16 protein-coding genes are annotated in these 18,693 nt (G+C 38.2%); 14 read left to right on the top strand and 2 right to left on the bottom strand.

From position 1 onward, the window contains the following. Nucleotides 1-16: 16 nt before the first annotated feature. Nucleotides 17-2,344, top strand: a complete 2,328-nt coding sequence (locus tag AC4QJR_RS20955; protein ID WP_496524065.1) for a DNA internalization-related competence protein ComEC/Rec2 — start codon at nt 17-19, stop codon at nt 2,342-2,344. Between the two features lie 72 nt (nt 2,345-2,416). On the opposite strand, the gene AC4QJR_RS20950 is transcribed toward AC4QJR_RS20955, so the two are convergent. Next, nucleotides 2,417-2,551: a YqzM family protein gene (locus AC4QJR_RS20950; protein ID WP_026563518.1), complete on the bottom strand. Its 135-nt coding sequence runs from the start codon at nt 2,549-2,551 to the stop codon at nt 2,417-2,419. A gap of 304 nt (nt 2,552-2,855) precedes the next feature. On the opposite strand from AC4QJR_RS20950, the gene holA reads away from it, so the two are divergent. Continuing rightward, nucleotides 2,856-3,872, top strand: a complete 1,017-nt coding sequence (gene holA, locus AC4QJR_RS20945; protein ID WP_496524064.1) for a DNA polymerase III subunit delta — start codon at nt 2,856-2,858, stop codon at nt 3,870-3,872. Nucleotides 3,873-3,917: 45 nt separating this feature from the next. Here holA and rpsT read toward each other — a convergent pair whose 3' ends face one another. Further along, entirely contained in the window at nt 3,918-4,178 is a 261-nt protein-coding gene (rpsT, locus tag AC4QJR_RS20940; protein ID WP_098575557.1) for a 30S ribosomal protein S20, read from the bottom strand. 211 nt (nt 4,179-4,389) lie between these two features. Between rpsT and gpr the strand changes: the two genes are divergently transcribed. From gpr to mtaB, 12 genes are all read left to right on the top strand, one after another. After that, on the top strand, nt 4,390-5,514 hold the full coding sequence (gene gpr / locus AC4QJR_RS20935; protein ID WP_496524063.1) for a GPR endopeptidase: 1,125 nt from the start codon (nt 4,390-4,392) through the stop codon (nt 5,512-5,514). Nucleotides 5,515-5,639: 125 nt separating this feature from the next. Beyond that, nucleotides 5,640-6,842: a stage II sporulation protein P gene (spoIIP, locus tag AC4QJR_RS20930; RefSeq protein WP_496524062.1), complete on the top strand. Its 1,203-nt coding sequence runs from the start codon at nt 5,640-5,642 to the stop codon at nt 6,840-6,842. Between the two features lie 19 nt (nt 6,843-6,861). Further along, entirely contained in the window at nt 6,862-7,188 is a 327-nt protein-coding gene (locus AC4QJR_RS20925; RefSeq protein ID WP_026563523.1) for a DUF3679 domain-containing protein, read from the top strand. A 116-nt stretch (nt 7,189-7,304) separates the two neighbouring features. After that, nucleotides 7,305-9,140 (top strand): translation elongation factor 4, encoded by a 1,836-nt coding sequence (gene lepA / locus AC4QJR_RS20920; protein ID WP_098575554.1) that lies wholly within the window; start codon nt 7,305-7,307, stop codon nt 9,138-9,140. A 79-nt stretch (nt 9,141-9,219) separates the two neighbouring features. Then, a complete protein-coding gene (hemW, locus tag AC4QJR_RS20915; RefSeq protein WP_496524061.1) occupies nt 9,220-10,353 on the top strand; it encodes a radical SAM family heme chaperone HemW in 1,134 nt (377 codons plus the stop codon). A gap of 132 nt (nt 10,354-10,485) precedes the next feature. Further along, on the top strand, nt 10,486-11,517 hold the full coding sequence (hrcA, locus tag AC4QJR_RS20910; RefSeq protein ID WP_496526721.1) for a heat-inducible transcriptional repressor HrcA: 1,032 nt from the start codon (nt 10,486-10,488) through the stop codon (nt 11,515-11,517). A 104-nt stretch (nt 11,518-11,621) separates the two neighbouring features. Next, entirely contained in the window at nt 11,622-12,221 is a 600-nt protein-coding gene (grpE, locus tag AC4QJR_RS20905) for a nucleotide exchange factor GrpE (protein ID WP_496524060.1), read from the top strand. 30 nt (nt 12,222-12,251) lie between these two features. Further along, nucleotides 12,252-14,087 carry a molecular chaperone DnaK gene (gene dnaK, locus AC4QJR_RS20900; protein WP_496524059.1) on the top strand — a complete coding sequence of 612 codons (1,836 nt, stop codon included), beginning with the start codon at nt 12,252-12,254 and terminating at the stop codon, nt 14,085-14,087. Between the two features lie 190 nt (nt 14,088-14,277). Further along, nucleotides 14,278-15,405, top strand: coding sequence for a molecular chaperone DnaJ (gene dnaJ, locus AC4QJR_RS20895; RefSeq protein WP_496524058.1), 1,128 nt, complete (start codon nt 14,278-14,280; stop codon nt 15,403-15,405). Nucleotides 15,406-15,423: 18 nt separating this feature from the next. Beyond that, the gene (gene prmA / locus AC4QJR_RS20890; RefSeq protein ID WP_496524057.1) at nt 15,424-16,365 is read left to right on the top strand and encodes a 50S ribosomal protein L11 methyltransferase; all 942 of its coding nucleotides are present in this window, start codon (nt 15,424-15,426) and stop codon (nt 16,363-16,365) included. Nucleotides 16,366-16,471: 106 nt separating this feature from the next. Further along, on the top strand, nt 16,472-17,221 hold the full coding sequence (locus tag AC4QJR_RS20885; RefSeq protein ID WP_496524056.1) for a 16S rRNA (uracil(1498)-N(3))-methyltransferase: 750 nt from the start codon (nt 16,472-16,474) through the stop codon (nt 17,219-17,221). A 6-nt stretch (nt 17,222-17,227) separates the two neighbouring features. Next, complete coding sequence (mtaB, locus tag AC4QJR_RS20880; protein WP_251457380.1) at nt 17,228-18,595, top strand: tRNA (N(6)-L-threonylcarbamoyladenosine(37)-C(2))-methylthiotransferase MtaB; 1,368 nt, start codon at nt 17,228-17,230, stop codon at nt 18,593-18,595. The last annotated feature ends 98 nt before the right edge of the window (nt 18,596-18,693 follow it).

The raw sequence follows: 18,693 nt of genomic DNA, 5'->3' as shown, positions 1-18,693 counted from the left end.
AAATGGAGAAAATCGAATGAATGGAAAATATCTTTATTTTGCCATTGCTGCTTTATTTGGTGTATTATCTGCACTCTATAAGTTCCTTCCTTTTTTCTTATTACAAGTCTTTTTTCTTTATCTTCTATATATATACAAACGATTTTCCGCCTTGCGACTAACTAGTATCACCATTTGTTTCTTGATATTCTTTTTTATTGGCCTTCATTCTAATTCAATAAATAAATCGGTTATCCCCGCTCCTACAACAACATTTACGCTTCAATATACTCAAGACCCCAAAATTGATGGCGATCTTTTACAAGTGCAAGCAATCGAACAACGCTACAAGGAGAGTGTCTTAATCCGTTACAACATTTCATCTGAGCAGGAAAAAATGAATTTAAAAACAGAAATGTTTTATCAAAGATTATGTACCGTATCTGGTACCTTAGAAAAACCGGCGACCGCCAAAAATCCTAATGCGTTTAATTACCGAGCTTATTTAATGAGGAAGAACATTTATTGGATAATAGAAGTACAAGAAAATCCGCTTCAACATTGTATTCCGCTGAAACCTTCTCCGTTAGTGATTATCAAACAATTGCGTTATATAGGAATTAACTACCTCGAGTCGCACTTTCCCGTGGAAATTGCTTCCCTTTCAGCTGCATTAATTTTTGGCGACACAAATTTATTTGACCCAGATGTATTATCAGCTTATCAAAAAACGGGTCTTGTCCATTTACTTGCAATCTCTGGTCTCCATGTCTCCTTATTAATCGCGATGGTTTTTTATCTTGGGGTCCGCTTCGGACTTACGAGACAGTTCATGATTAATTTCCTTCTAATCATCCTTCCAATCTATGTGATATTAACTGGTAGTTCGCCCTCTGTTATTCGCTCAGGACTAATGATTTTTGTTGTCTTACTTACTGTGAAGTGGCGCACTCGACTGAAGTTACTCCCGCTTGATGCCATTAGTTTGGCTTTTATTGCTTATTTAATAGTTAGTCCAATGGTGGTTTTTGATGCTGGCTTTCAACTATCTTTTGCAGTGAGTCTAGTCATCATTTTATCTGCTAATAGTATTCTTTCAGATTATGCTAATCATTTAACACGGATGCTTGCGACTTCATTAGTTGCTCAATTAGGGGCACTGCCATTCTTGCTGTATCATTATTTTGAGGTTTCATTAATTGGCATTATCGCCAATTTGGTCTATATTCCGCTCTTTTCATTTCTATATCTACCGGGATTATATCTTTTGTTTTTTATTCAGTTTATTTTCGGAACAACTCCACCACTTCTTACTAAATTCTTTTTAATCATGATTACTGTCGCTAATCACCTTATTGAATATCTCGCCGATTTTACTTTCTTCCATTTTACTCCCGGGAGACCCAATTTAATTTTACTCATCACTTATATTTTACTGCTGCTTGCTATTTTTTATCTTTGGGAGTCAAAAACGTATCCCAAAAGAAAGGCTTTCCTGATTTTTTTAAGTATCATGTTGGTAATTTCACAAAAAAGTTGGAACTGGTTATCTCCATACGGGGAAGTAACAATGATTGATGTTGGTCAAGGGGATAGTATCTTAATCCATTTCCCACATTCAAAAGGGACCTATCTCATTGATACAGGTGGAACCATGCACTTTGCTGAAGAAAAATGGCGAGAACGTGCAGAACCCTTTGAAGTGGGAAGGGATGTAGTTGTTCCATTTTTAAAAGGAAAGGGAATAACGCAAATTGATAAACTAATTTTAACACATGGGGATATGGATCATATTGGGGGGACAGTTTCAATTATAAAAGAGCTTAAAGTTAAACAAATCATAATGCCTGCTGTGGTTGAACCATCGAGTACTGAACTTGATATTATTAAGGAGGCCAAAAAATTAAATATTCCAGTCATAAAAGTTTCGGCCGGCGATCAGTGGACAAATGAAGAAAATGGCTTTTTTATTGTGTCGCCAGAAAAGAATTATAAGGGAGAAAGAAATGGAGGATCCATTGCTTTTATTGCTCAATTAGGAGGTGTAAGTTGGTTTTTCGGAGGAGATCTAGATCAAGCAGGGGAAGAGAAAATCATACATCAATATCCTCATTTACATATTGATGTGTTAAAAGCTGGTCACCATGGCAGTAAAACTTCAAGTGCAGATACTTTTATTAACCAAATAAAACCAAAAGTCGCCCTCATTTCAGCAGGTGAAAATAACCGCTTTGGTCATCCCCATCAAGAGGTGCTTAAACGGTTAGAAAAAACAAATACGATTATTTTTCGTACAGATCTACAGGGGGCAATCACCTATAAATTTTATCATCAAAAAGGAACCTTTTACCCGTATTTACCATAGGATAAAGCATCTTAATAATTAAAAAAGACTGCATCATTGCAGCCTTCTACCTTACACATATGTAGCCAATCATTACGAACCGATTACCTTAATGACTGTTGCAACAATAAACATTATGGCAAAAAAACCAAAAGAAACCCCAAATCCTACCCCTGAATCAATTGCGTCGTTTCGTTTACTTTGCACATCTTTTTCAAATTCATTCACAGTCTACCCCTCCTATTTCACAATATAGTATAAGTCATTCTCGAAAAAAAATCCAGCATACATCAAATTGCTTTCCACAACTGACAAGAGTTGTCAAAATAGTGAGACGGATAAACGGCTAAACTATATTTACTTAAGGAACTCCGCCAGACAATAGAATATCCTAGGGCTTCTATTGCGGGCGTTCATTATAGATAGGGAATTAGCACTTTTTAAATAAGGGCTAATTCCCTTTAAAATGCTTGTCAAAATGGCCAAGCTTCTTTACCATAAGTATGAATGGAAAGAAGGGGAGCGCTGAAACATGGTAATGGATAGTTGGAAAAAAATCAAACAAAAGGAATTTGCTCCTATTTATTTATTGTTTGGAACTGAGTCTTTTTTAATTAATGAAACAAAGGAATTACTACTCAATCATATTTTAACCGAAGAAGAGAAGGATTTTAATTTTGCTAGTTATGATTTAGAGGAAACGCCGATCGAGGTGGCCATCGAAGATGCTGAAACCTTTCCTTTTTTAGGAGAAAAAAAAGTTATCTTTTTACATAATCCTGTTTTTTTAACAGCAGAAAAGTCCAAGGATAAGGCGGTACATAATTTATCCAGGTTCGAAATGTATTTGAAAGAGCCTTCGCCTTATTCGGTGTTAGTTATTTCCGCGCCGTACGAAAAGTTAGATGAACGGAAGAAAATAACAAAGGAATTAAAAAGAAATGCTGAAGTTGTTGAGGCAAAAAAGTTAAATGAACATGACTTAAAGAACTGGGTTAAGCGCAGGGCCAAGAACAGCGGGATTGAATTCGAGCCAGATGCAATCGACCAATTATTGGCATTAGTTGGAACTAATATGTTTATGATAACCAGTGAAGTAGATAAATTGGCTTTATACGCAGCAGGTGAAAAAAGAATAGACATAGGTCTAGTAGAGAAATTAGTTGCACGATCACTTGAGCAGAATATTTTTACACTCATTGAAAAAGTCGTCCAGCGAAAACTTGATGAAGCGTTAAGGATTTATTACGATTTGCTAAAACAAAATGAAGAACCGATAAAGATTTTGGCCTTGCTTGCAGGGCAATTTAGATTGATTTACCAAGTAAAGGAATTATCGAGGAGAGGGTATGGGCAGCAGCAAATTGCTGGTTACTTAAGAACGCATCCTTTCCGTGTTAAGTTGGCACTCGGACAAGCAAATAAATTTACTGATGAAGAATTGGCTCATTTAATCGACCTTCTTGCTGAAGCGGATTACCAAATGAAAACCGGTGGAATGAATAAATCTTTATTGATTGAAATGTTTCTATTTCATTTAAAGAAATAAAAAAAACGATTCCTTTAGAAGGGAATCGTTTTTTTTTTCTCTAAATTAAAGAGCGTTAGTCTTCTTCATTAGACGAGATTTTTTACGAGCAGCAGCATTTTTGTGGATAAGACCTTTTGCAGCAGCCTTGTCTAATTTACTAGCAGCAGCAGCAAATACTTCTTTAGCAGCAGCACCGTCGTTAGTAGAAATTGCAGCTTCTACTTTCTTAACAGCAGTACGCATTGCAGATTTCGCAGTTGTATTTTGAGCGTTACGAGCTTCACTTGTTTTTACACGCTTAATAGCAGATTTAATATTAGGCATTACTTTCACCTCCTACAAAGAATCGAGACTATATGAACTCGACTTAACATTCCTAAGAAATAATTCAGAACATGAAATATTTTATCAAATGGAAGGCTATAATGCAATACTGTTTTCGAAGAAGAATATCATTTGCATGAATTAAGATGGTAAGGGCAAAAATAGGAAATAGTTGCTAGACTTTTAAAAGATTTGATGGGAGTGAATATTAATGGATGAGTCAATTGACTTGAGTCAATATTCTGTTCGAACGGATTTGGCGATTGAAGCAAGAGAGATGGTCCTTACACAGCAAAAAGGGTCAGTCGGGCAAGAGAAAGATCTTTCGCAAATTGAAGGCGTGATTATAAAGGAAAAAGATGTTGATGACATAAAAGTGTCCTTGGTCGAAGTAACCGAAAAAGGGGCCGACCAGCTAGGGAAAAAACCTGGTCGATATTTAACTGTTGAAGTACAAGGGATTCGCCAGCAAAACACAGAGGTACAGCAAAAGGTGGAGGAAATTTTTGCTAGAGAGTTCTCCTACTTTTTGGAGGGGTCTGGGATCAAAAAAACGGATTCATGTCTTGTGGTGGGGCTAGGCAATTGGAATGTGACCCCAGATGCCCTAGGACCAATGGTGTGTGAAAATTTGCTGGTCACCCGTCATCTGTTTCAGTTGCAGCCGGAAAATGTAGAGGAAGGCTTCAGGTCCGTTAGTGCCCTTTCACCAGGTGTAATGGGATTAACGGGGATTGAAACAAGCGATATTATTTTTGGTGTAGTGGAAAAAATAAAACCTGATTTTGTTATTGCTATTGACGCACTTGCATCTCGTTCGATTGAACGAGTTAATTCAACTATCCAAATTTCCGATACAGGTATACACCCTGGCTCGGGGGTAGGTAATAAGAGAAAAGAATTGAGTAAAGAAACCTTAGGAATACCTGTTATTGCAATTGGGGTTCCGACCGTGGTAGACGCTGTATCCATTACTAGTGATACCATTGATTTTATACTAAAGCATTTTGGAAAAGAGCTTAAGGAGGGCAATCGTCCTTCAAGAGCGCTCGCACCTGCAGGCATGAGTTTCGGTGAAAAGCGAAAGTTGACTGAAGAAGATTTACCTGAAGAAAAGCACCGTAAGACTTTTCTTGGAATGATTGGGACATTAGAAGATGAGGAGAAAAGGAAATTAATTTATGAAGTTTTATCGCCAATTGGTCATAATCTAATGGTTACTCCTAAGGAAGTTGATGTTTTTATTGAAGACATGGCCAATCTAATTGCCAATGGTTTAAATTCTTCACTTCATGGTGCTGTTAATCAAGATAATGCTGGCTACTATACAAAATAAAGGATGATGAGAGGCATTTTTCAAATCTATTTATTTGAAAGGATGCCTCTTAAGTTAAAATTCGGGTTCTACCAATTCTAGTAGCTTCATATCATTTACTAGAATCCGTTTTGCGAGGTGGAACCATGAAGGCTAGAAATTCAGGAACTTTTGTTATGGTGCAAGGGACAAGTCTACTTAAAGCCGCTGGATTATTGTTACTATTTATGCTTTTGATTTTCTCTATTAGTGGGTTGTTAACCTCGTTAAAGCCACAATATCGACCGATGTCGTCTTCAGTAAATCAGGCAGCTACAAATGTAAATGGGGAATTGCTCTATCAATTAATGGGTTGGGAAAATCATCATTTCTTATCCGTTGAACAAGATTGGACCTCAGCTCCAACATTAACGAACCTTGTATTTAAGCTATCAAGCAATATTAATTTGAATGATCCCCGAAGTCTCTTAGGAAGAGAACTCCCAGGTTTTTATGAATTTGATGGAAAAATTCTAGTCGCTGGTGAGGGGACGAACTACACAAATATGCCGATTGAATCTGCCCCGCCGCTTGATATTATGAAAGCTGAACGAGAGGCAGCCTTGACAGATTTAGAAATTACCGAGCATCCATCTAGTGAGAATACCCCGTCAGCACCAGATCAAACCACTGGTAAACGGAAGGTAGTCTATCTATACTTTTCGCATAATCGGGAATCCTATCTTCCATATTTAAAAGGGGTAACAAATCCCAACCTTGCATATCATTCGAAAATCAATGTGATGAATATTGGTGATCATTTAAAAGCAAGTCTCGAGGACAGAGGAATCGGAACAACTGTTAATAAAACAGACATTCAGGCGAGCTTAAATAAGAAGGGGCGGAAATTTTGGCAATCCTACGATGAATCCCGTCCGGTGGTTCAAGCAGCCATGGCATCAAACAAAGATATAAGTTATTTGATTGATATTCACCGGGATTCTCAACGAAAAGCACAAACAACCGTGGATATTAAAGGTAAATCCTATGCGAGACTGGCCTTTATTATCGGGGGGAAGAATCCTAATTATGAAAAGAATGCAAAACTTGCAAAAGCTCTCCACGAACTTCTTCAAAAGAAATATAAAGGCTTAAGCAGAGGAGTAATTATTAAAAATGCAGCCGGTTCAAATAGTATCTATAATCAAAACCTCTCTGAAAATGCCATGTTGATTGAATTTGGCGGAGTAGATAATAGCTTTGAAGAATTAAATCGTTCCGCAGATGCCTTAGCGGATGTATTTAGTGAATTTTATTGGCAGGCTGAAAAGGTTAACAAGGATGTTGAACAATCAACAAACAAACAATAGTTGTAAGGGAGCATTTTTTATGAAGATGTTCATGTTAAAAAGCCTATGCTTGGCTGCTCTCATGTTAATCTCTGTTTTAGTAGGTATGCAATTGGCTAATGATGGTATACACAAAATGAAAGGCTATGATGATCCGAATTTTCAAAATGCTGTACGTTTAAATGGGACAGACAATAACTTTCAAGCTACTTTTTTGGGAAACGAAATCTCAAGTCATGATCTAGAGGCAAAGCAAAAGAAACTTGAACAAATAAGTGCCTATAATTTTTTCTCTTCTATGGGAAAGAAAATGTCTGAAGGGATATCAGGGGTTTCTGAAAAATTAGTTCATCTTATTGCTGATTAAAATAATCGAAGTGGCACCAGATTGGTGCCGCTTTTCGATTTTGATTGAATCTTGTTAATCCTATTGATATAATTCAAAATAGTGTATATGTGCGAGTATAGTAGGAGTGAAAGACCGTGAACAATAATGAAAGACTCAAACGACAATCAAAGATTAGAAATTTCTCGATTATTGCCCATATTGATCATGGGAAATCTACATTAGCTGACCGGATCTTGGAGAGAACCAATGCATTGACCTCTCGGGAAATGAAAGATCAGCTCCTTGATTCGATGGACCTTGAAAGAGAACGTGGAATAACTATTAAATTAAATGCCGTCCAGTTAAAATACAAAGCAAAAGATGGAGAAGAATATATTTTCCATCTAATTGATACACCAGGACATGTCGATTTTACGTACGAGGTATCAAGGAGCCTTGCGGCTTGTGAAGGGGCTGTTTTAGTCGTTGACGCTGCACAAGGAATTGAAGCACAGACACTAGCCAACGTTTACCTTGCTCTTGATAACGACCTTGAAATCTTACCCGTCATTAACAAAATTGACTTACCTAGTGCAGATCCAGAGCGTGTTCGAGGTGAAATTGAAGATGTTATCGGTTTGGATGCTTCGGAAGCCGTATTAGCTTCAGCAAAGGCTGGGATTGGGATTGAAGAAATCCTTGAACAAGTCGTTCAAAAAGTCCCTGCACCACAGGGAGACCCAGAAGCACCATTAAAGGCCCTTATTTTCGATTCCCTTTATGATGCCTATCGAGGTGTTGTCGCGTACATTCGTGTGGTCGAAGGAACCGTTAAGGTCGGCGATAAAGTAAGAATGATGGCTACTGGGAAAGAATTTGAAGTAAATGAGGTAGGCGTATTTACTCCAAAAGCAACTATGCGTGATGAGTTAACCGTTGGTGATGTTGGCTTTTTATCAGCATCAATAAAAAATGTCGGGGACACTCGTGTGGGTGATACGATTACAAATGCAAAAAATGGTGCAACAGAGCCACTTCCAGGTTACCGGAAACTAAACCCAATGGTTTATTGTGGACTTTACCCAATTGATACAGCAAAGTTTAATGATTTGCGTGAAGCGCTTGAAAAGCTTCAGTTAAATGATTCTTCACTTCAATTTGAACCAGAAACATCGCAAGCACTTGGATTTGGTTTCCGTTGTGGATTCTTAGGATTGCTTCACATGGAAATTATTCAAGAACGGATTGAACGTGAATTTAAAATTGATTTAATAACGACTGCACCGAGTGTTATCTATCATGTTCATATGACAGATGGCTCCGAAATAAGGGTCGACAATCCATCAGATTTACCGGATCCACAAAAAATTGACCGTGTGGAAGAGCCATATGTGAAGGCTACAATGATGGCTCCAAATGATTATGTAGGGACCATTATGGAACTTTGCCAACAAAAACGCGGTATTTTTGTGACAATGGAATACCTGGCAGAAAACAGGGTAAGTATTATCTATGAGATGCCATTAGCAGAAATTGTCTATGATTTCTTTGATCAACTGAAATCAAGCACAAGAGGTTACGCATCCTTTGATTACGAGCTCATAGGTTATAAACCTTCCAGCCTTGTTAAGATGGACATATTGTTAAATGGTGAACAAGTGGATGCATTAAGCTTTATTGTTCATAGAGACTTTGCTTATGAACGAGGGAAGATTATTGTTGAAAAACTGAAGGAGCTAATTCCAAGGCAGCAGTTTGAAGTTCCGATTCAGGCAGCAGTAGGTCAGAAGATTATTGCTCGTTCTACAATTAAAGCTATGCGTAAAAACGTTTTAGCCAAATGTTATGGCGGAGATATTTCCCGTAAACGAAAATTATTAGAAAAGCAAAAAGAAGGTAAAAAGCGGATGAAACAAGTAGGATCCGTTGAAGTACCACAAGAAGCATTTATGGCTGTCTTAAAAATGGACGATAGCAACACAAAAAAATAAACTAGCTGGGGGTTAGGACAAGCCATATTTTTAGGCGAATTCTAGCCTCTTTTTGTTGAAGAATAAGGAAGTGAACGAAATGATTAAATCAGCCTATCTCCATATCCCTTTTTGTGAGCATATTTGCCATTATTGTGATTTTAATAAAGTGTATCTAAAGGGTCAGCCGGTTGATGATTACGTAAAAGCACTTGAACAAGAAATGAAACTGACTTTAACCCAATTTCCAACAACGTCTCTTGAGACGATATTTGTGGGTGGGGGTACACCGACATCGTTAAATGAGAAGCAACTTTATCAATTTTGTGAAAGTATTAACAGAATTTTACCAAAGGATGAGACTATAGAATTTACCTTTGAGGCGAATCCTGGTGATTTAACGGAAGGGAAATTAGAAATATTAAAAGAGGCCGGGGTCAACCGGATTAGCCTTGGAGTTCAAACGTTTAATGAGGAACTACTTCAGAAAATCGGCCGTGTCCACAAAGCGAAAGATGTTTACCAAACCATTGATAAAGCAAAATCTATAGGTTTTGAAAATATCAGTATTGATCTTATCTTTAGTTTACCTTCACAAACTCTTACGGATTTTAAGGAAACATTAAAAGAGGCTTTTTCACTTGATATCACACACTATTCTGCCTATTCCTTAATCATTGAGCCAAAAACAGTTTTTTATAACCTGTTAAAAAAAGGAAAACTGCCAACTCCTGGTGAGGATGTGGAAGCTTCGATGTACGAATTGCTAATGGAAGAAATGGAAAAGCATGGCTTCAACCAATATGAAATTAGCAATTTTTCTAAACCAGGGTATGAGAGCAGACATAACCTTACCTATTGGAATAACGATTCCTATTATGGGTTTGGGGCAGGTGCACATAGCTATTTAAATGGGATAAGACGTTCGAATATTGGTCCCTTAAAAAGGTATATGGAGCAAATAAACAATGGCAACCTACCGGTAATGGAAGAACATCAAACATCAAAAATTGAGCAGATGGAAGAGGAAATGTTTTTGGGGCTGCGAAAAACTGCCGGTGTTGCCATTCCTCATTTTATTGAAAAATTTGCGGAAGATCCCCTTCAATTATTCGAAAAAGAGATTAGAGAATTAACGGCAAAGCAGTGGTTAGATGTGGGAAAAAATCATATATTTTTAACAAAAAAGGGTAGACTGCTAGGAAATGAGGTATTCCAGGCATTTTTAAGGTAAGCAAGTTAATAATTATTGTCTTGATAAGTGCGGTTTCCTGTTCTTTTTGATTGACACCATCCCCCTTCATTTGATAATTTATTAATATAATTAGCACTCGTTAACTAGGAGTGCTAACAGAGGTGATGAATGTTGCTAACAGATCGTCAATTGTTAATTCTTCAGGTTATTGTTGATGACTTTATTCGATCTGCCCAACCAGTCGGCTCAAGAAGTTTGTCGAAAAAGAAAGAGATTTCTTTCAGTTCGGCAACCATTCGTAATGAAATGTCCGACCTTGAAGAGTTGGGGTATATTGAAAAGACACATACCTCTTCAGGTCGTGTCCCATCTGAAAAAGGATATCGCTATTATGTGGATCATCTATTGTCTCCGCAAGTATTAAATCAACATGATACATCTATCATTCAGTCGATTTTTGCTGAGAAAATTTTCGAATTCGAAAAAATTATCCAAAGGTCCGCGAAAATATTATCGGACTTAACGAATTACACATCAATTGTTCTTGGTCCGGCTGTTAGTATTAATAAGTTGAAAAAAATTCAAATTATCCCGTTAAACAAAGAAACAGCCGTAGCTATTTTTGTTACAGATACGGGCCATGTAGAAAATAGGACTTTTTCATTACCAGCATCAGTAGATGCCAGTGATTTAGAAAAAACAGTGAACATTTTGAACGATCGTTTATCCGGCGTTCCTCTCGAAGACCTGAATGATAAGATTTATAAAGAAGTAGCGATGCTTTTAAGGCAGCATATCCATGATTATGACTTAATGCTGCATACTATCGCTGATTCATTGAAAATGCCAGTAAATGAAAAACTTTTCTTCGCAGGAAAGACCAATATGTTAAGCCAGCCAGAGTTTCATGATGTAACAAAACTTCGCAGCCTATTAACGATGATTGATCAGGAAGAGTGGATGTATAATTTAATCAGGAATGATTCAGCTGGAATTCAGGTTAAAATTGGTACGGAAAATAATAATAGTGTCATGGATAATTGCAGCTTAATCACAGCTACCTACACGACTGGTGTTGAAAATTTAGGGACGATCGCCATTTTAGGTCCTACAAGGATGGAATATTCCCGAGTCATTAGCTTATTACAATTTTTAAGTAAGGATTTAACGGCTGTATGGACGAAATTGTATCAAAATAAATAGCTCGGGTAATATTGAATAGGGGTGAAATACCTGTTTCAACCCCCTTTACATGAAGATGAATTATCCTATAAATGACAGTAAATGCTTTAAGGGAGGTGAGTAAGTTGACAAACGAGAATAACAATACGTTAAATGAAGAAATGGAAGTTGAAAGTACTGATAATGTTGAACTTACCGAAGAAAAAACGGTTGAGACTGTTTTTGACGAAGGTGCAGCAACTGAACAAACAGAGGATTCACTGGTTGATGAAAAAGACCAAGAAATTCAATTGCTGAAAGAAAAGTTAGAGGAAGCAGATAATCGATATCTACGCTTGCAAGCAGACTTTGATAATTTCCGGAGACGTTCTAAGTTAGATCTAGAAGCGAGCCAAAAATATAGAGCACAAAAACTTATTACCGATTTATTGCCTGCAATTGACAACTTTGAAAGAGCAATGAAAATTGAAGCAGATAATGAACAAACTAAGACACTTCTACAAGGAATGGACATGGTTTACCGCAGTTTGCTCGATGCCCTGAAAAATGAGGGTGTTGAACCAATTGAATCTGTAGGTAAAGAGTTTAATCCGCATCAGCATCAAGCTGTCATGCAGGGTGAAGATGAGAACTATGGCTCAAACATTGTAACGGATGAATTTCAAAAAGGTTACTTATTAAAAGACCGTGTGATTCGAGCTGCAATGGTGAAAGTAAATCAATAAAACTACATATATTTTTAGGAGGAAAAGGAAATGAGTAAAATTATCGGTATCGACCTTGGTACAACCAACTCTTGTGTTGCAGTCCTTGAAGGTGGCGAACCAAAGGTTATTCCAAATCCAGAAGGTAATCGTACGGCTCCTTCCGTAATCGCGTTTAAAAATGGGGAACGCCAAGTTGGTGAAGTTGCTAAACGTCAAGCAATTACAAATCCAAACACGATCATGTCCATCAAACGTCATATGGGCACAAATTATAAAGTGGAAATTGAAGGAAAAGAATATACACCACAAGAATTATCTGCAATTATTCTTCAATACTTAAAGTCATATGCAGAAGATTATCTAGGCGAGCCAGTTACAAAGGCAGTAATTACAGTACCAGCGTACTTTAATGATGCAGAACGTCAAGCAACGAAAGATGCAGGGAAAATTGCTGGTCTTGAAGTAGAACGTATTATCAACGAGCCAACTGCAGCTGCACTTGCATATGGTTTAGACAAAACCGATGAAGATCAAACCATCCTTGTCTATGACCTTGGAGGTGGTACATTTGACGTTTCCATTCTAGAATTAGGAGACGGTGTCTTCCAAGTTAAATCAACTGCTGGTGATAATCGCCTTGGTGGAGATGATTTTGACCAAGTCGTAATTGATTACCTTGTAGACCAATTCAAAAAAGAGAATGGAATAGACCTCTCACAAGATAAAATGGCATTACAACGCTTAAAGGATGCGGCTGAAAAGGCGAAAAAGGACTTATCAGGTGTAACTTCTACGCAAATTTCATTACCATTTATCACTGCTGGTGCTGCTGGTCCGCTTCACCTTGAAGTAACTATGACTAGAGCTAAGTTTGATGAATTGTCTGCTCATCTTGTAGAACGTACAATGGGTCCAACTCGCCAAGCATTAAGCGATGCTGGTTTAACTCCTTCAGAAATTGATAAAGTAATCCTAGTTGGTGGTTCAACACGTATTCCTGCTGTTCAAGAAGCAATTAAAAAAGCGACTGGACAAGAGCCGCATCGTGGGGTTAACCCTGATGAAGTGGTAGCAATGGGTGCTGCGATTCAAGGTGGAGTTATAACTGGGGATGTAAAAGACGTTGTATTACTTGACGTTACACCACTTTCCCTTGGTATTGAAACAATGGGTGGAGTATTTACGAAACTAATCGATCGTAATACAACAATCCCAACATCTAAATCACAAGTGTTCTCTACTGCTGCTGATAATCAGACAGCTGTTGATATTCATGTTCTTCAAGGGGAACGTCCAATGGCGGCTAATAACAAGACCCTAGGACGCTTCCAATTATCTGATATTCCACCAGCTCCACGTGGAATTCCGCAAATTGAAGTAAACTTTGATATCGATAAGAATGGTATCGTAAATGTTCGTGCAAAAGACCTTGGCACTAATAAAGAACAACAAATCACAATTAAGTCTTCAACTGGGCTTTCAGATGAAGAAATCCAAAACATGGTTAGAGAAGCTGAAGAAAACGCAGAAGCGGATAGACTGCGTAAAGAAGAAGTGGAACTTCGTAACGAAGCAGATCAACTTGTCTTTACAACAGAAAAGACCTTAAAAGACCTTGAAGGCAAGGTTGATGCTGGTGAAGTAGCTCAAGCTAATGAAGCTAAGGATGCGTTAAAAGCTGCGATTGAGAAAAACGAACTTGAAGAAATCCGTGCGAAAAAGGATGCATTACAAGAAATCGTTCAAGCTCTAACAGTTAAACTTTATGAACAAGCGGCAGCTGCTCAGCAAGCCCAACAGGGAGGCCCTGAGGCTGGAAATACTGCTGGTCCTAAAGATGATGTTGTTGACGCAGAATTTGAAGAAGTAAAAGAGGATAAATAGAAAAGCGGAAGCGCCTTGTCCAGTGGTTTATGACCCGAGCCCCTAGGCGCTGGAGCTAGACAGGTATAAGAGTTATTACAGCTCAGAAAAAAGTCAAAGTCAGAACTATGGGCTTTGGCTTTTTTATTGCATTAACATTGTGATGAATGATACAATAACCTTTATGTGACAGATTCGGGAGTGGGTAATCATGAGTAAACGGGATTACTATGAAGTACTAGGGCTAAGTAAAAGTGCTTCAAAGGATGAAATAAAAAAGGCCTATCGAAAGCTATCAAAGCAATATCATCCAGATATTAATAAAGCAGCAGATGCGGCAGATAAATTTAAAGAAATAACAGAGGCATATGAAGTATTAAGCGATGATCAGAAAAAGGCCCATTATGATCAATTTGGCCATACGGATCCAAACCAAGGCTTTGGCGGCGGTGATTTCGGCGGCGGCTTTGGAGGATTTGAGGACATCTTTAATACTTTCTTTGGCGGCGGTGGAGGCGGAAGAAGACGTGATCCAAATGCACCAAGACAAGGAGCAGATCTTCAGTACACGATGACGGTTTCTTTTGAAGAAGCAGCCTTTGGGAAAGAAACTGATATTGAAATTCCTCGCGAAGAAACTTGTGGAACATGCAGCGGTTCTGGTGCAAAGCCTGGAACGAAACCAGAGACTTGCCAGCACTGTCATGGAACAGGTCAGTTAAATGTAGAGCAAAATACTCCATTTGGAAGAATCGTCAATCGACGTACTTGTAATCACTGTCAAGGGACAGGGAAAGAAATTAAACATAAATGTTCTACTTGCGGTGGTAAAGGAAAAGTACAAAAACGCAAGAAAATTCATGTTAAAATCCCTGCGGGTATTGATGATGGTCAACAACTCCGCATGTCTGGACAGGGAGAAGCAGGAATTAACGGTGGACCTCCAGGGGATCTTTATGTTGTATTCCAAGTAAGGCAACATGAGTTTTTTGAAAGAGATGGCGATGATATTTATTGTGAAATGCCGATCACTTTCGTTCAAGCGTCACTAGGTGATGAGATTGAAGTGCCTACCCTACACGGGAAAGTGAAATTGAAAATTCCTGCAGGTACTCAAACAGGGAAAAAATTCCGTTTAAAAGGAAAAGGTGTTCCTAATGTTCGTGGTTACGGTGTTGGCGATCAATATATTATTGTTCGGATTATTACCCCAACAAAGTTATCTGATAAACAGAAGCAGCTTTTAAAAGAATTCGCAGAGCTTAGTGGCTCTTCACCGATTGGTGAACACGAAGAAAGTTTTTTCTCAAAAGTAAAACGTGCCTTTAAAAGCGAGTAAGGATTGGAGTTGGTAGATGTGAAATGGTCTGAAATCAGTATTCACACAACAAATGAGGCGATTGAACCTATTTCTCATATTTTGCACGAAGCTGGGGCGAGTGGCGTAGTCATTGAAGATCCATTTGAACTAACAAAAGAAAGACAAGATCAATTTGGAGAAATCTATCAACTCAATCCCGATGATTATCCAGATGAAGGCGTGATTTTAAAGGCGTACCTTCCGGTTAATAGCTTTTTAGGTGAAACGGTGGATGCAATTAAGGAATCCATTAATAATTTAATTATTCATAATATCGATATCGGTAAAAATAAAGTGACAATAAGTGAAGTAAATGAAGAAGAATGGGCAACAGCATGGAAAAAATATTATCATCCTGTGAAAATTTCTGAAAAATTTACAATAGTACCGACTTGGGAGATTTATACTCCGGTCAGCAGTGATGAATTAATCATTGAATTAGATCCAGGAATGGCGTTTGGAACCGGAACACATCCGACTACTGTCTTGTGTATTCAGGCTCTGGAAAGAACTGTTCGTCCTGGTGACCGGGTTATCGATGTGGGAACAGGATCGGGAGTATTAAGCATTGCCGCAGCTATGCTAGGTGCTGAAGATGTTCGTGCATTTGATCTTGATGAAGTAGCAGTAACAACAGCCAGAGTGAATATTAAACTTAATAAAGTAAGTGATCGAGCAGTTACTGCCCAAAATAATCTATTGGATGGGGTAGAGGAAAATTCTGCTGATGTTGTTGTAGCTAATATATTGGCCGAAGTAATTTTACGGTTTACTGAAGATGCTGCAAAAGTTGTCAAACCTGGCGGATCGTTCATTGCCTCTGGGATCATTCAGCAGAAAAAAGATCAAGTCAAAGATGCGTTAGTTGCTGTTGGCTTTGAGATATCCGAAACTATTTTGATGGAAGATTGGGTTGCTATTGTTGCCAAACGGATATAATGGTTGAATAAGGGGGGGCATACCCCTTTTTTTCGTGCCATGCTTTTAGAACAGATTATTCTTTAGTAAAATTAAGTGCAAATGGTTTAAGAAAGGGTGCAAAAGTGTGCAACGATACTTTGTTAAACAACGAGTAAACGACGGGCGCTTTTTGATTGATGACGAAGACCGCCATCATATCGTAAAAGTTATGCGCATGCAAATTGGTGACCAAATTATTTGTGTTGATCTAGAGGGGAAGCAAGCAGTATGTGCTCTTGCAGAAATTACCGATACAAGTGTTGTTGCAGACGTTGTACAATGGATAGATGGGGTTTCTGAACTGCCCATTTCAATTACGATTGCTAGTGGACTGCCTAAAGGGGACAAGTTGGAATGGATTATCCAAAAAGGAACAGAACTAGGTGCGTATCAATTCCTTCCATTTGCTGCAGCTCGTTCAGTTGTTAAATGGGATGAAAAAAAGGCAGCGAAAAAAGTAGACAGATGGCAAAAAATTGCAAAAGAAGCTGCGGAGCAATCCCATCGTGCCCTTTTACCAGATGTCATTAGTGCCATTAGCTTTAAAGATTTGCTCTTAAAAAGCAAAGATTTTCATTATAAATTAGTTGCCTTTGAGGAAGAGAGTAGAAATGGGGAAACTTCCGTTTTTGCTGATACACTAAAAAAAATCAATAAAGGTGAAACACTCCTTATCGTTTTTGGCCCAGAAGGCGGCTTAACTGATGAAGAAGTTAGGCAATTAAAGGATAGCGATTTTGCAGTTTGTGGGTTAGGTCCGAGAATATTACGAACCGAAACAGCCCCTTTATATGCACTATCAGCAATTTCCTATCATTTTGAATTAATGAGGTGAAAAATAATGGCAACAGTTGCGTTTCATACTTTAGGTTGTAAAGTTAATCATTATGAAACTGAAGCTATTTGGCAGTTATTCAAACAAGAAGGGTACGAACGGGTTGATTTTGAATCCATTTCGGACGTCTATATTATCAATACTTGTACCGTAACAAATACAGGCGACAAAAAGAGCCGTCAAGTCATTCGCCGTGCCGTTAGGAAAAATCCTGATGCGGTTATTTGTGTAACAGGATGCTATGCACAAACATCCCCTGCTGAAATTATGGCTATTCCTGGTGTTGATGTTGTGGTGGGAACACAGGACCGTATAAAAATGCTTGAATATATTGAGCAATATAAGCTTGAGCGTCAGCCAATTAATGGGGTTGGCAATATCATGAAAAGCCGCGTCTATGAAGAACTAGATGTTCCCTCCTTTACAGACAGGACTCGTGCTTCATTAAAAATTCAAGAGGGTTGTAACAATTTCTGTACTTTCTGTATTATTCCTTGGGCCCGCGGGTTAATGAGATCACGTGATCCGAAGGAAGTAATTCGGCAAGCCCAGCAATTAGTTAATGCAGGTTATCAGGAAATTGTTCTTACAGGTATTCACACAGGCGGATATGGGGAAGACATGAAGGATTACAATCTTGCCCAATTACTTCGTGATTTGGAAGCAGTAAATGGACTAAAGCGCCTGCGCATATCATCTATAGAAGCAAGTCAGATTACTGATGAAGTAATTGAAGTGATTAAACACTCACCTATAGTGGTCCGACATTTGCATATTCCGTTACAATCTGGGTCGAATTCTGTCTTAAAAAGAATGCGCCGTAAATATACAATGGAGTTCTTTGGAGAAAGATTAGATCGACTAAAAGAAGTTCTTCCAGGCCTTGCTGTCACGTCTGACGTTATTGTCGGTTTCCCAGGTGAAACTGAGGAAGAGTTTATGGAAACGTATAATTTTATTAATGAGCATAAATTTTCTGAGCTACATGTGTTCCCTTATTCTAAACGGACAGGAACTCCCGCTGCTCGGATGGAAGACCAAGTTGATGAAGAAATAAAAAATGAACGAGTTCATCGCCTCATCGCGCTTTCTGATCAATTGGCAAAAGAATATGCCTCAAGATTTGAGGGTGAAGTCCTAGAAGTAATCCCTGAAGAGGTGTCAGCAGAAGAAGCTGATTCTGGTTATCTAATCGGATACACTGATAACTACATGAAGGTTATTTTCTCGGCACCAGAGGATATGATTGGTAAAATTGTTAAAGTTAAAATTAACCAAGCTGGATATCCGTACAATCGTGGGCAATTTGTTAAGGTTGTTGAGGAGTCTATTTCCAAAACAGAATTGTTTATTGAAGAAGAAGCTGCCATTTAAGGACCATATAGGTCCTTTTTTTTTATTGTGTTTAGGTTAAACTATTGACAGCAGCAAATTACTTTCTAAAATTATTTGGCAATCGAAGGGAGTTTGTA

The sequence above is a fragment of the Neobacillus sp. BP17 genome (assembly GCF_059579525.1).
Note: the sequence above shows the minus strand (reverse complement) of the source record. Positions and strands in the feature narration are given on the sequence as shown.

What these genes read in the sequence shown, in the direction of transcription:
- AC4QJR_RS20955 (WP_496524065.1), top strand. Translation starts at nt 17, where the DNA reads ATGAATGGAAAATATCTTTATTTTGCCATTGCTGCTTTATTTGGTGTA.
- holA (WP_496524064.1), top strand. Translation starts at nt 2,856, where the DNA reads ATGGTAATGGATAGTTGGAAAAAAATCAAACAAAAGGAATTTGCTCCT.
- rpsT (WP_098575557.1), bottom strand. Translation starts at nt 4,178, where the DNA reads ATGCCTAATATTAAATCTGCTATTAAGCGTGTAAAAACAAGTGAAGCT.
- gpr (WP_496524063.1), top strand. Translation starts at nt 4,390, where the DNA reads ATGGATGAGTCAATTGACTTGAGTCAATATTCTGTTCGAACGGATTTG.
- spoIIP (WP_496524062.1), top strand. Translation starts at nt 5,640, where the DNA reads ATGAAGGCTAGAAATTCAGGAACTTTTGTTATGGTGCAAGGGACAAGT.
- AC4QJR_RS20925 (WP_026563523.1), top strand. Translation starts at nt 6,862, where the DNA reads ATGAAGATGTTCATGTTAAAAAGCCTATGCTTGGCTGCTCTCATGTTA.
- hemW (WP_496524061.1), top strand. Translation starts at nt 9,220, where the DNA reads ATGATTAAATCAGCCTATCTCCATATCCCTTTTTGTGAGCATATTTGC.
- dnaK (WP_496524059.1), top strand. Translation starts at nt 12,252, where the DNA reads ATGAGTAAAATTATCGGTATCGACCTTGGTACAACCAACTCTTGTGTT.
- dnaJ (WP_496524058.1), top strand. Translation starts at nt 14,278, where the DNA reads ATGAGTAAACGGGATTACTATGAAGTACTAGGGCTAAGTAAAAGTGCT.
- mtaB (WP_251457380.1), top strand. Translation starts at nt 17,228, where the DNA reads ATGGCAACAGTTGCGTTTCATACTTTAGGTTGTAAAGTTAATCATTAT.